The 12,702-nt window shown below is 61.5% G+C and carries 12 protein-coding genes; 5 read left to right on the top strand and 7 right to left on the bottom strand.

The genetic code is table 11. The features are described 5' to 3' along the window. The first annotated feature begins 123 nt into the window (after window positions 1-123). Window positions 124-1,800 carry a methyl-accepting chemotaxis protein gene (locus R3F72_RS01935; protein WP_332778798.1) on the top strand — a complete coding sequence of 559 codons (1,677 nt, stop codon included), beginning with the start codon at window positions 124-126 and terminating at the stop codon, window positions 1,798-1,800. 349 nt (window positions 1,801-2,149) lie between these two features. Here the strand turns inward: R3F72_RS01935 and acnA are convergent, their stop codons facing one another. Beyond that, window positions 2,150-4,912 carry an aconitate hydratase AcnA gene (gene acnA, locus R3F72_RS01930; RefSeq protein ID WP_332778797.1) on the bottom strand — a complete coding sequence of 921 codons (2,763 nt, stop codon included), beginning with the start codon at window positions 4,910-4,912 and terminating at the stop codon, window positions 2,150-2,152. A 433-nt stretch (window positions 4,913-5,345) separates the two neighbouring features. Between acnA and R3F72_RS01925 the strand changes: the two genes are divergently transcribed. The 3 genes from R3F72_RS01925 (at window position 5,346) to trxB (ending at window position 7,430) form a co-directional block, all read left to right on the top strand. After that, the gene (locus R3F72_RS01925; RefSeq protein WP_087717623.1) at window positions 5,346-5,552 is read left to right on the top strand and encodes a CPXCG motif-containing cysteine-rich protein; all 207 of its coding nucleotides are present in this window, start codon (window positions 5,346-5,348) and stop codon (window positions 5,550-5,552) included. A gap of 145 nt (window positions 5,553-5,697) precedes the next feature. Beyond that, complete coding sequence (locus R3F72_RS01920) at window positions 5,698-6,300, top strand: peroxiredoxin (protein ID WP_087717624.1); 603 nt, start codon at window positions 5,698-5,700, stop codon at window positions 6,298-6,300. A gap of 179 nt (window positions 6,301-6,479) precedes the next feature. Continuing rightward, window positions 6,480-7,430, top strand: coding sequence for a thioredoxin-disulfide reductase (gene trxB / locus R3F72_RS01915; protein ID WP_087717625.1), 951 nt, complete (start codon window positions 6,480-6,482; stop codon window positions 7,428-7,430). 199 nt (window positions 7,431-7,629) lie between these two features. Here trxB and R3F72_RS01910 read toward each other — a convergent pair whose 3' ends face one another. Continuing rightward, window positions 7,630-7,908 carry a SlyX family protein gene (locus R3F72_RS01910; protein ID WP_303853181.1) on the bottom strand — a complete coding sequence of 93 codons (279 nt, stop codon included), beginning with the start codon at window positions 7,906-7,908 and terminating at the stop codon, window positions 7,630-7,632. Between the two features lie 131 nt (window positions 7,909-8,039). On the opposite strand from R3F72_RS01910, the gene R3F72_RS01905 reads away from it, so the two are divergent. Beyond that, window positions 8,040-8,522, top strand: a complete 483-nt coding sequence (locus R3F72_RS01905) for a cold-shock protein (RefSeq protein WP_087717627.1) — start codon at window positions 8,040-8,042, stop codon at window positions 8,520-8,522. Between the two features lie 67 nt (window positions 8,523-8,589). Here R3F72_RS01905 and R3F72_RS01900 read toward each other — a convergent pair whose 3' ends face one another. The 5 genes from R3F72_RS01900 to R3F72_RS01880 form a co-directional block, all read right to left on the bottom strand. Further along, window positions 8,590-9,531 carry a cation diffusion facilitator family transporter gene (locus R3F72_RS01900; RefSeq protein WP_087717628.1) on the bottom strand — a complete coding sequence of 314 codons (942 nt, stop codon included), beginning with the start codon at window positions 9,529-9,531 and terminating at the stop codon, window positions 8,590-8,592. Window positions 9,532-9,580: 49 nt separating this feature from the next. Next, window positions 9,581-9,973, bottom strand: a complete 393-nt coding sequence (locus tag R3F72_RS01895; RefSeq protein WP_087717629.1) for a hypothetical protein — start codon at window positions 9,971-9,973, stop codon at window positions 9,581-9,583. Then, a complete protein-coding gene (gene dapE, locus R3F72_RS01890) occupies window positions 9,957-11,138 on the bottom strand; it encodes a succinyl-diaminopimelate desuccinylase (protein WP_087717630.1) in 1,182 nt (393 codons plus the stop codon). The genes R3F72_RS01895 and dapE overlap by 17 nt, the downstream gene beginning before the upstream one ends. Before the next feature lie 35 nt (window positions 11,139-11,173). After that, on the bottom strand, window positions 11,174-12,199 hold the full coding sequence (gene dapD / locus R3F72_RS01885; protein WP_332778796.1) for a 2,3,4,5-tetrahydropyridine-2,6-dicarboxylate N-succinyltransferase: 1,026 nt from the start codon (window positions 12,197-12,199) through the stop codon (window positions 11,174-11,176). A 70-nt stretch (window positions 12,200-12,269) separates the two neighbouring features. Further along, window positions 12,270-12,632 (bottom strand): ArsC family reductase, encoded by a 363-nt coding sequence (locus tag R3F72_RS01880; protein ID WP_087717632.1) that lies wholly within the window; start codon window positions 12,630-12,632, stop codon window positions 12,270-12,272. Window positions 12,633-12,702: the final 70 nt, after the last annotated feature.

Below are 12,702 nucleotides of genomic sequence, written 5' to 3'. Positions count from 1 at the left end.
TGCCTATCCGAGGCATGCTGAATTATTTTGAGGTGGGGCTTATTTTTCTAGTACTGATGCCGATAGGAATAACTCAAGCATGCGATTGGCGCTTGCGTGCATGCATGGTGAGACGAGGCGAAAATGAAGAACCTATCAGTCAGAAGAAGCTTGACGCTGGCTCTAGCCGTGCTGGTGGCAATGATTGGAGCAATCAGTGGAGTAGGGTTCTACTCCAACAGCATCAGCTCGGGCGTGATAGATGAGCTATCAGAAATCAATATTGAGCAGACCAATACGCTGAACCGCGCGCAGGTCAACCTGCTCAGCGTACGGATCATGCTAGAGAAAGCCGCTGCTCTCAGCCGGCAGGCAGAAGACGAAGATGCCCTGTCCATGCAGCAGCGGGCCCAGGATGGGCTGGATAGAGCGATGCAGCGTTACGCCGAGTTCCAGCGGGTCCCTACGAGCGAAGACAGCCGCCGCGACCCCTATGTCGATGCGATCAATGCCGCGTATACCGAGCTGGTTCCGCAGACGTTGCAACCACTACTGGCTAACAGCGATCCGGACGAGATCAGACGTGAAGAGCAACGCCTCGACGATAAGTTCGCGGCTTTTGACGAGGCGTCCCGTGCGTTCGTTGGCTATGTCGAGGAACGTGGCGATGAGCTGATCGCAAATGATGCCCAGTCGTCCCTGATCGTGGAAATCGTGGCTATCGCGCTGCTCATCCTGGCGCTGGTCGCCGCACTGCTAGTGCGTATCGCGATGATTCGAACCGTCGTGAACCCTCTGCAGGAAGCCGTCGATCACTTTGACCGTATAGCCAAGGGTGACTTGACAGCCGAGATCGAGAATCGTGGAACCAACGAGATCGGCAAGCTGTTCGGTGCGCTGAAAAACATGCAGGTCAAGCTGCGCGAATTAGTGCTGTCCCTGCGTAGCAGTAGCGATAGCGTCTTTACCGGTGCCGGCGAGATTGCCAGCGGCAGTCAGAACCTATCGACGCGCACCGAGGAGCAGGCCTCCGCGCTTCAGGAAACGGCCTCGAGCATGGAGCAAATGGCGTCCACTGTGCGCCAGAATACCGATTCGGCCATTGAAGCCGATCGCCTCTCCTCCAGCGCCTCGCAGGCCGCCGAAACAGGGGGGCAGGAAGTCCAGCGCACCGCGGAGCTCATGCGTGAAATCGCGGCGAGTTCCCGTAAGATTCAGGAAATCATCGGCGTCATCGATTCCATCACGTTCCAGACCAACATTCTGGCGCTGAATGCTTCCGTAGAGGCGGCCCGTGCCGGCGAGCAGGGGCGGGGCTTCGCGGTGGTCGCCAGCGAAGTGCGGTTGCTGGCCAGCCGGAGCGCTGATTCCGCCAAGGAGATCCGCACCATGATCGAGGACACCACGTCCAAGATCGAAGTCGGCGCTGAGCAGGCAGAGCGCAGCGGGCAGACCATCAACGAGACCGTGGATTCGATTCGCCAAGTGTCTGCACTGATGAATGAAATCGCTACCGCGACGCGTGAGCAAAATGGTGGTATCGACCAGATCAATGTGGCACTGACGCAAATGGACTCAGTGACCCAGCAGAACGCATCTCTCGTCGAGCAGACGAGTGCCGCGGCTGCCTCGCTCGAGAGCCAGGCCAGGCACTTGGCGGAGCTGATAGCCACGTTCCGGGTCAACGGTTCTGCCACCCCGGCCACGACGGCTAGCCTGGTTAATGACACCCAGCAGTCTTCTTTGCCACCGGCCCCGTCGCGCAAGCCAAAGACGAGCTCTCGCCCTGTTGCGACGGCGGATGAATGGAGCGAGTTCTAACTCGGCCGCTTTGAAAGTCGCCATCGAGCCCGTTTCGATGAACTGCACCCCGAAAGCTGGATGCCAATTCAGCCTTCGGGGTGTTTTTTATTGGAAGCGGACTTGCTCACGCGCTCTGTTATCGATGCGCCGAGCCGCAAGATCGTGGCGTTCCATCGAGGCCTTACTCCCTGGCTGGCACGTTCTTTTGGACCCTGCTGCAAGTTCGGCTCGGCGTGGCCGTTCAGTGTCGTCTCGAGACACGCACCGCAGCGCCAAAAAACAAAATAACTTACCTGGCCTGAGCACGAAAAAGCCCCACCGATCGGTGGGGCTTCGTTCGCTACTTTCTTGACCGCGTGAGGCGGGTTTACAGCATGCTGCGCAGCACGTAGTGGAGAATGCCGCCGTGGCGGTAGTACTCCAGCTCGTTGGCGGTATCGATGCGGCACAGGGCGTCGATTTTCTTCTCGCCCTTATCGGACGCGATGGTCACCTTGACCGTGCTGCCCGGCGCGAGATCCTTCAGGCCCTCGATGGAGATGGTTTCGTCGCCGGTCAGGCCCAGCGTCTCGCGGCTCTCGCCTTCAGGGAACTGCAGCGGTAGCACGCCCATGCCGATCAGGTTGGAGCGGTGGATACGTTCGTAGGACTCGGTAATGACGGCGCGCACGCCAAGCAGACGCGTACCCTTGGCCGCCCAGTCACGTGAGGAGCCGGTGCCGTACTCCTTGCCGGCGATCACCACCAGCGGCGTATCGTCCTCGGCGTACTTCATCGCCGCGTCGTAGATCGACATCTGCTCGCCGCTGGGCACGTGGCGCGTGTAGCCGCCCTCGACGTTTTCCAGCATCTCGTTGCGGATCCGCACGTTGGCGAAGGTGCCACGCATCATCACTTCGTGGTTGCCGCGACGCGAGCCATAGGAGTTGAAATCCTTCACCGCCACGCCGTGCTCCTGCAGATACTTGCCTGCGGGACTGTCCGGCTTGATCGAACCCGCCGGCGAGATATGGTCGGTGGTGACGGAATCGCCGAGCTTGGCCAGAACGCGGGCGTTCTTGACGTCTTCGACCGGCTTCGGCTCCTTCTCCATGCCCTCGAAGAACGGCGGGTGCTGGATATAGGTGGAGTCCTTGGACCAGGCGTAGACTTCGCTCTCGGGGAACTCGATCGACTGCCAGATCTCGTCGCCGTCGAAGACTTCGGCGTACTCCTTGCGATACATCTCGGTCTTGACCTTCTCGACCGCCTCGGCGATCTCGGCCTGGGAGGGCCAGACATCCTTCAGATAGACATCGTTACCCTGCGGGTCCTTGCCCAGCGGTTCCTTGGTGAGATCCTTGCGCACGTTGCCGGCCAGCGCATAGGCGACCACCAGGGGTGGCGATGCGAGCCAGTTGGTCTTCACCAGCGGATGGACGCGGCCTTCAAAGTTGCGGTTGCCGGAGAGCACCGAGGCAACGGTGAGATCGCCAGAGTTGACGGCTTTCTCGATGGGTTCCGGCAGCGGGCCGGAGTTGCCGATACAGGTCGTGCAGCCGTAGCCGACCAGGTTGAAGCCCAGCGCGTCGAGATCATCCTGGACGCCACCGGCGGCCAGGTAGTCGGTCACCACCTTGGAGCCGGGGGCGAGCGAAGTCTTGACCCAGGGTTTGGTGGTCAGGCCCTTTTCATGGGCTTTGCGCGCCAGCAGGCCGGCCGCCATCATCACGCTGGGGTTGGAGGTGTTGGTGCAGGAGGTAATCGCGGCGATCACCACGGCGCCATGGTTGAGAGAGAACGTCTCGCCCTCGTACTCGACTTCCTGGCTGTCGCCGGTGCGATAGTCGTGGCCGGTCCGGTAGGCTTCGCCGTCGGCAGGCGGGGCGCCCACCGCGGTATCGCCGCCTTCGGACATCCACTTGCCTTGCTCTTCCTTGGAAGCATCCGGATTGTCGCCGTTCATCAAGCTTTCGAACGTGGCTTTCAGGTCGGTGAGGGCGACGCGATCCTGCGGGCGCTTGGGACCGGCCAGAGAGGCTTCGACCTCGCCCATGTCGAGATGGAGCGCATCGGTGAAAGTCGGCTCGGCACCCGGCTGGCGCCACAGGCCCTGAGCCTGGGTGTAAGCCTTGACCAGTTCGATCTGGTCTTCGTCGCGGCCGGTCAGGCGCAGGTAGTTGAGCGTCTCGTCGTCGACCGGGAAGAAGCCGCAGGTCGCGCCGTATTCGGGCGCCATGTTGGCGATGGTGGCGCGGTCCGCCAGCGGCAGGTCATCGAGGCCATCACCGTAGAATTCGACGAATTTGCCCACGACGCCTTTCTTGCGCAGCATCTGGGTGACGGTGAGTACCAGGTCGGTGGCGGTGATGCCTTCGTTGAGCTTGCCGGTCAGCTTGAAGCCGACCACTTCCGGGATCAGCATCGAGACGGGTTGGCCGAGCATTGCCGCTTCGGCTTCGATACCGCCGACGCCCCAGCCGAGAATGCCCAGGCCGTTGATCATGGTGGTGTGGGAGTCGGTGCCGACCAGCGTGTCCGGGAAAGCGTAGGTCTTGCCGTCGACTTCCTTGGTCCACACCGTCTTGCCGAGGTATTCCAGGTTGACCTGGTGGCAGATGCCGGTACCCGGCGGCACGACGCGGAAATTATCGAAGGCGTTCTGGCCCCAGCGCAGGAATTCGTAGCGCTCGCGGTTGCGCTCCATCTCGATGGCGACGTTGTCCTTGAATGCGGAGGCGTCGCCGAAGTGGTCGACCATCACCGAGTGGTCGATGACCAGGTCGACCGGCGAGAGTGGGTTGATGCGGTCGGCCTTGGCACCGAGCTTCTTGACCGCGTCACGCATGGCGGCCAGATCGACTACCCCGGGCACGCCGGTGAAGTCCTGCATCAGTACGCGCGCAGGGCGATAGCCGATCTCGCGAGTCGACTTGCCTTCCTTGAGCCAGTCGGCCAATGCCTGGATGTCTTCCTTCGCCACGGTGGGGTCGTCGGCATAGCGCAGCTGGTTTTCCAGCAGCACCTTGAGCGTCATCGGCAGCTTGTCGATGTTGCCAAGCGTCTCGGCCGCCTTGGGCAGGCTGTAATAGTGAAAGGTCGTGCCTTTGACGTCGAGCGTCGCCAGCGTATGACTCGGGTCTGTAGACATCAGGGTGGTCCTCCTCATGGCGGCGGCTGGGCCCGATACTCGGCACCAGCGAGCCTGTCCGGTTCCTTAACGGCGATACGTCAGCCTTTCTGCTTTCTGACCGTCGCTCGCCTGTCGATGGGGTGTCTTTACACCGCTCTTGTCTCGGTTACTGCCAATCCGCTTCGCCATGTCGAACGAAATCGCACGGTGTCATTCGGCGACCCGGCAAGCGCCATTGCGCAGACTTTGCCGGGCGAATCGGGTTGTCGACAATAATCATGGGCACGATAACACGCATTTTCAATCGGAGGCTTCGCGACTATCGTCCGGTACGGCCTTGAAAGTGGCTGTCGTTGCCACCAGTTTCAGCGTAGTCCGTGGCGACAGACTCTGCAGCGCTACCTGCCTGGCAGCCTGTAGACGCTACCCATTGTGTTTCGGGAGGTTGCTCATGTCGCAGGAGAGAGTTATCGACTGGCCGGTTCACTGCCCGTATTGCGATGCGCCTTTTTCGCTACTGCTGGATGTGAGCGAGGGCGGTTACGACACCTGGGAAGATTGCGCCGTCTGCTGCCAGCCGATTCACGTCGTGGTGGAAACGACGCACGAAGGCGAGTTGGCTACCGTCACCCTGGCCAGTGACGACGATGTGGTGTGAGCGGCCTCGATAGAGATACTGTAAAGACCTGATAGTTAATTGCTATGCGATCTATTACGGCAATTAAATTGGAGTATGGGCGATTAGCCATTAGTCTAGTCGTTCCAGATTCGTAACCCACGACAACCCACTTCAGGAGAAGCTCATGAGCGTACTCGTAGGACGCCAAGCCCCGGATTTCGAAACGGCAGCCGTGATGCCTGACGGTTCCATCAAGGACGATTTCCGCCTGTCCGACAGCAACGGCAAGCTGCGCGTGCTGTTCTTCTGGCCGCTGGACTTCACCTTCGTCTGCCCGTCCGAGATCATCGCCCACGACAACCGTCTGGCGAAGTTCAAGGAACTCGGCGTCGAAGTGATCGGTGCTTCCATCGATTCGCAGTACACGCACCACGCATGGCGCAAGACGTCTCCGGACGCTGGCGGCATCGGTGAAGTCGGCTTCCCGGTCGTGGCCGACGTCAAGCACGAGATCTGCCAGGCATACGGCATCGAGCACCCGGAAGCCGGTGTCGCACTGCGCGCCTCTTTCCTGATTGACGAAGATGGTGTCGTCCAGCACCAGACCGTCAACAACCTGCCGCTGGGCCGTAACGTCGACGAGATGCTGCGCATGGTCAAGGCGCTCAAGTATCACCAGACTCACGGCGAAGTCTGCCCGGCAGGCTGGGAAGAAGGCCAGGAAGGTATGAAGGACACCGCCGAAGGCGTGGCCAAGTACCTGGGCACTCACGCCGGCAACCTGTAAGCGGCGTGATCATCGAAGGCGGCCCGTCGGGCCGCCTTTGTCGTTTCTGGTATCATTTCGCCGATTGCAGTGTCCTGTGGCATGACCCGGCTGCGGGCGTGACTCGATAGCGGAGTCATGCCACAGGACGTTGAGTATCGATATACGCCAACCAAATCGTTGATTGAATCGAGGTAGTCATGAGCGACGCGCGCCACGAACGTTTGATTATCCTGGGCTCCGGGCCAGCCGGTTACACGGCCGCCGTCTACGCCGCGCGGGCGAATCTCAAGCCGTTGCTGATCACGGGCATGCAGGCCGGCGGGCAGTTGACCACGACCACCGACGTCGACAACTGGCCGGGCGACGAGGAAGGTGTCCAGGGTCCCGAGCTGATGGAACGCATGCGCAAGCATGCGGAGCGTTTCCAGACCGAAGTGCTGTTCGATCATATCAATGAGGTCGAACTGCGCGAGAAGCCGTTCACACTCAAGGGGGACAACGGCACCTACACCTGCGATGCGCTGATTATCGCCACCGGTGCCAGCGCCCGATATCTGGGGCTGCCTTCGGAGCAGCAGTTCATGGGGCAGGGCGTTTCCGCCTGTGCTACCTGCGATGGCTTCTTCTACCGCAACCAGCATGTCGTCGTGGTTGGCGGCGGCAATACGGCGATGGAGGAAGCGCTCTATCTCTCCAATATCGCCTCGAAAGTTACGCTGGTTCATCGGCGCGATAGCCTTCGTGGCGAGAAGATCCTGCAGGATCGTCTGCACGAAAAGGTCGAGAGCGGCAACATGGCAATCGAGTGGAATCACACCCTTGACGAGGTGCTGGGCGACGGCAGCGGCGTTACCGGTGTCCGGTTGCGTTCCACGCTGAGCGGCGAAACCAGGCAGCTCGATGCCATGGGTGTGTTCATCGCCATTGGCCATACGCCGAATACCGGTATCTTCGAAGGCCAGCTCGATATGGCCAACGGATACATCCGCGTTCAGTCCGGGCTGGAAGGTAACGCCACGGCGACGAGCGTCCCCGGCGTATTCGCGGCGGGTGATGTCATGGATCACGTCTATCGTCAGGCCATCACTTCCGCGGGCAGCGGCTGCATGGCGGCGCTCGATGCGGAGCGGTTCCTGGACGATTTGTAAGCCGGGCTGCGCTCGGAGTTTGAAGAGCGGCAGTGCGTGCCTGAGAGAGATAGGCTGAAAGAAAGGTCAAAATCTTCGAACGAAACATGCCAGCGACGGACGGATACGTCGCTGGCATTTTACGTTTAGGGGCCGTTGCATCCTGATTTTCGTGACTCGTGACTCGTGGCTCGTGGCTCGTGGCTCGTGGCTCGTGGCTTTAGTAATGGGGTGGCAGCTCGTCTTCAGGCCGTGGCGTATCCCCGCCCAGGTCGTCGATTGCCTGGCGCTGTTCGCTGAGTCGTTCACGCATCAACTGATTGAGACGGGTGAGTTTTTCCAGCTCGCTTGCCTGCTCTCTGACCAACCTGTCGAGTGTCTCCAGCCAATCGTCCTGGAACGCCACACGGCTCTCCAGGGCATCGAGCCGGGCTTCCAGGGACGTGCGCGAGGGCGGCTCTACCGTGTTAGACTTCCGAGGCTGTGTGTCATCTTTCATTCACGGCACCTTTAGTGACAATAGGTTGGTTAATAAAAGTAAGTTAATGATATCAGGTAAGAAAACCGCCCCTGCCCGAATTCAAGAGCAGGGCGTTTTCCTTGTTCCGACGTCTAGAGATATGAGAATCCATGAATAGCAAGGTAATTCTGCGTTGTACGCTGATCAGTCTACTCCTCTCGATACCCTCGCCATTACTGATTGGTCTCTTGATCACGCTGATCAGTAGCGTATTGGCCACCGACCTGACCTGGTTCTTGAACGTGGAAGGCGTCTCGGCCATGTACGCTGCCACGGTGATCGCCGTCTTCATCGTGCTGTGGCTGGGCACCCTGGCCATGGCGCTGTTGGCGCCGGCGACCCCGAAGACGGCCACCGCCGCCATGCTCGCCGATGTCGAAAACGACGATCGTGAGCTGGGCGAGGTCAAATGGTTCAACGTCAATAAAGGCTACGGTTTCATTACCCGAGCCGATGGCGAAGATGTCTTCGTGCATTTTCGCGCGATTCGCGGCAAGGGGCATCGAACCTTGGCCGAGGGTCAGAAAGTGCGTTATCACGTGATCGAGAATGATCGTGGGCTGCAGGCGGATGACGTGACCGTCATCACCTGAGCCGACAGCTGAACGATCGATACCCCTCGCAGGCAAGCCCTCCGAGGGGTATTTTTTCGCCACTGATTCAACTGGCGGCGTGGGATTCCGGTGGTATCTCGTCGACCCCGGCGCGGGCCTCGGCCTCGACGAACACGCGCTTGACGCTGTCGTGAGCCTGTTTGATCTCCCGGTCGAGCCTGGCGATGGTTCGCTCGATCTGCTCTGCGGTAGCGCCGCGAGCGAAGCGGACGCTGAGATTGACCAGAATGAAATTGGGTCCCATGTGCATGGTCAGCACTTCATTGACGCCCTCGACGCCATCGGCGCTCCCCGCCAGCTGCCGGATGTTTTCGACTACATTCTGGTTGGCGCTTTCGCCGATCAGCAGGCTCTTGGTTTCCTTGGCCAGCCAGATCGCGGTGCCGCCCAGCAGCAGACCGATGATGACCGAAGCGATGCCATCGAACAGCAGAATGCCGGTCCACTGCGACAGCGCCACGCCGGCCAGGGCTACCATCAGCCCCAGAAGCGCCGCCGAATCCTCGAAGATCACCACGAACATCGACGGATCCTTGCCGCGATGCACGGCCTCCACATAGCCCCATTTGCCCTTGGTCTTGCGAAACTCGTTGAGCGCGAAGGCCCAGGAGGCACCTTCGAACAGAATGCCCAGGCCCAGCACGACATAGTTGACCAGCGGCGACTCGATCGGTTCGGGGTGCAGGATATGTATCACCCCTTCGTACAGGGAGACACCGGAGCCGATCGCAAAGATCAGCAGTGCGACCACGAAACTCCAGAAGTAGATTTCCTTGCCGTGGCCGAACGGGAACTGGGGGCTCGGAGGCCGTTTGGCGCGTTTCATGCCCAGCAGCAGCAGAATCTGGTTGCCGGTATCCACCACCGAATGGATGCCTTCGGATAGCATCGCCGAGCTGCCGGTGATGGTGGCCGCCACGAATTTGGTCACCGCGATGAGCAGGTTGCCGCCCATGGCGGCATAGATGACTGCTTTGGATTCCGCCATTCGATTGACTTCCTGTCAGATGGGCCGCGTTTCGGCGGCCAGGGCGTAATTAACGGCCCGAGTCCGGCCACTCCATGATGTTCTCGCTGCCATCCGGCAGGACTTGCCAGAAGCGATCAGGATCGTCGCCGGGTTGCCAGCCGCCGAGAGAACAGCGTGCCTCGCAGCCCAGTTCGCGAGCGGCGTCACGCGCGCAGTCGGCATCCCTGGGCCAAGGAGTGGCATCGCAGTCGAACCACAGGCTGGCGTAGCCGTCAGCGGCTCGCTCGACGAGCATGATGCCGATTCCGCCTTCGGCACCCGATGCTCTGCCACGCCAGATTCCCTTGCCGGCGCGGCCCAGTGTCATCTCCTCATCGCCCAGGGCGCCCCTGAGCCATCGGGTGATGGCGTCGACATCAGCGACGGCGAGATAGATTTCGATGTCAGGAAAACGCTCCATGGGTTCCTCTGGTGAACAGCCGCTCGAGTGTCGCTTCGTAGATGCGGCTCAGGGTATCGAGGTCGTCGGCACGGATGCGTTCGTTGACCTGGTGGATAGTGGCATTGACGGGGCCCAGCTCGATCACCTGTGTGCCCAGTGTAGCAATGAAGCGACCGTCCGACGTGCCGCCCGAAGTCGAGAGCGTCGGCCGGTGTCCGGTGACGCTCTCGCAGGCGTGCTGCGTCGCCTCGAGCAACTCGCCGGCTGCGGTCAGGAACGGTTCGCCGTTGAGCGTCCAGTCGATCTGGTAGTCGAGTCCGTGAGCGGAGAGCTTCCGCTCGACCCGTTCGCGTAGCTGAAGATGCGTCACTTCGCTGGAATAGCGGAAGTTGAACGTCACTTCCAGTTCGCCGGGAACGACATTGGTGGCGCCGGTTCCCGCATGCAGGTTGGAGATCTGGAAGCTGGTCGCCGGGAAGAAATCGTTACCGGCATCCCAGGACTCGTTCACCAGCTCGGACAGGGCCGGCAGCGCCTGATGGATCGGGTTGCGGGCCAGGTGCGGATAGGCCACATGACCCTGAATGCCGCGCACGCGAAGCACGCCGCCTAGCGAGCCGCGGCGCCCGTTCTTGATCACGTCGCCGAGATGGCTGGTGGAGGAGGGCTCGCCGACAATGCAGTAGTCCAGCGCTTCATTGCGCTCGCGCAGCCGTTCGACGACCGCGCGAGTGCCGTGGACCGCTGGCCCCTCTTCGTCGGCGGTGATCAGGAAACCGATCCTGCCGTGGTGATCCGGATACGCGGCGACGAAGCGCTCGACTGCCGTTACCATCGACGCCAGGCTGCCCTTCATGTCGGCGGCCCCCCGGCCGCAGAGAAAGCCCGTCTCATCGATCAGCGGCTCGAAGGGCGAATGTTTCCATTCGCTCTCCGGGCCGCTGGGCACGACATCGGTATGGCCGGCAAAGGCCAGCATCGGCCCGTGCTGGCCCCGAGTGGCCCAGAAGTTGTCGATGCCGCCGATCGACATGCGCTCGACCTGGAAACCGATCCGCTCCAGCCGCTCGATCATCAATGCCTGGCAACCATGGTCGTCCGGCGTCACCGAAGGCCGCCTGAGCAGTTCCAGGGCCAGGGCCAGCGTGTCGGAAGGCGCGGTCGTCTGTGACGCGTCAGGCATGCAGTTCTCCAGGGCAGGCGGCCGGTCGGTCCGGATCAATTGTGAGCGTGCAGGGATTCGTTGAGCGCCACGGCACTCTTGTTGGTGCGGCACTCCAGTCGCCCGGTCACCGAGTGGCGAATGAACAGAAGATCGTCCTGGCCTGCGAGTTCGCGGGCGGCGACGGTCTTGACGGCCTCGCCCTTGTCGTCGAGCACGGTCACCTTGGAGCCGGCGGTGACATAGAGGCCCGCTTCGACGGTGCAGCGATCGCCGAGGGGAATGCCGAGGCCGGCGTTGGCGCCGATCAGGCAGTTCTCGCCGATCTTGATCACCACGTTGCCGCCGCCCGAGAGCGTGCCCATGGTCGAGCAGCCGGCGCCCAGATCCGAGCCCTTGCCGACGAAGACGCCGGCGGAGATTCGGCCTTCTACCATGCCCGGACCTTCGGTGCCGGCATTGAAGTTGCAGAAGCCTTCGTGCATGACCGTGGTGCCTTCGCCCAGGTGGGCGCCGAGACGCACGCGGGCGGTGTCGCCGATCCGGATACCCTTGGGCACGACGTAATCGGTCATCTTGGGGAACTTGTCGACGCAGTCCACGGAGAGCGCACGTCCCGCGAGACGGGCCTTGAGACGACGTGCCGACAACTCTTCGACATCGATGGCGCCTTCGTTGGTCCAGGCGATGTTCTTGAGCAGGCCGAACATGCCGTCGAGCTTGGTGCCGTGTGGCTTGATCAGGCGATGGGAGAGCAAGTGCAGCTTGAGATAGACCTCCGGCACGCTGGTCGGCGCATGATCCTCGCTCAGAAAGACCGCGACCAGCGGACGCTGCGCGTCGGCGAAGGTCTCGGCGATATCGGCCTGATCGGTGGCGCCAGCGTCGCGCAGGGCCTTGGCAAGGGGGGCTGCGTATTCCGGCAGGAAGCTGACGACTTCCTCGACCTCGTCAGCACCCAGCGCCTGGCGTGCAGCGGCGACGAGCTTGGCGTCGGGCTGGTGCAACGGAGCCGGGTAGTAGACTTCGAGCCAGTCGCCCTGACTGTTCTGGGTGCCGATTCCTAGCGCGAAGCTCAGCATCGCAGGTTCCTCATGATGGTTGTCGAAAGGTGTCGTCGAGATGATCGTGGATCAGGCGCGCCGGGCCCATTCAGGAAGCCAGCGCTGCATAGCGGACAGGGTCGAAACCGACGATCAGCGTGTCGTCGCTTTCGGGCTTCGTCCTTTGCAGTACCGGGCGCTTGATCAATGTCGGATGGGCGAGCATCAGCTCCCGCGCCCGCTCGGCATCCAGCGGCTGCTTGTCCGCGGCATCGAGCTGGCGCCAGGTCGTGCTCCGGGTGTTGAGCAGCGTTTTCCAGTCGGCCAGGCTCAGGAAGGCATCCAGTTGCCGTGGCTCGAGGCCGTCCTCGCGCAGATCGTGGTAGCGATAGGCGATGTCCTGTTCCTCGAGCAGGCGCCGGGCCTTGCGGCAGGTATCGCAGGTCTTGATGCCGTAAACGGTGATGGTCATGCAGCGGGCCGTCGAGCGTCTCTGAAGAAGCGGACGATTATAGGCGTCCGTGCACGGTGGCTCAAACCGC

This window comes from Salinicola sp. 4072, assembly GCF_036663415.1.
Classification (GTDB): domain Bacteria; phylum Pseudomonadota; class Gammaproteobacteria; order Pseudomonadales; family Halomonadaceae; genus Salinicola; species Salinicola salarius_A.
This window is presented reverse-complemented; position numbering and strand designations above follow the sequence as displayed.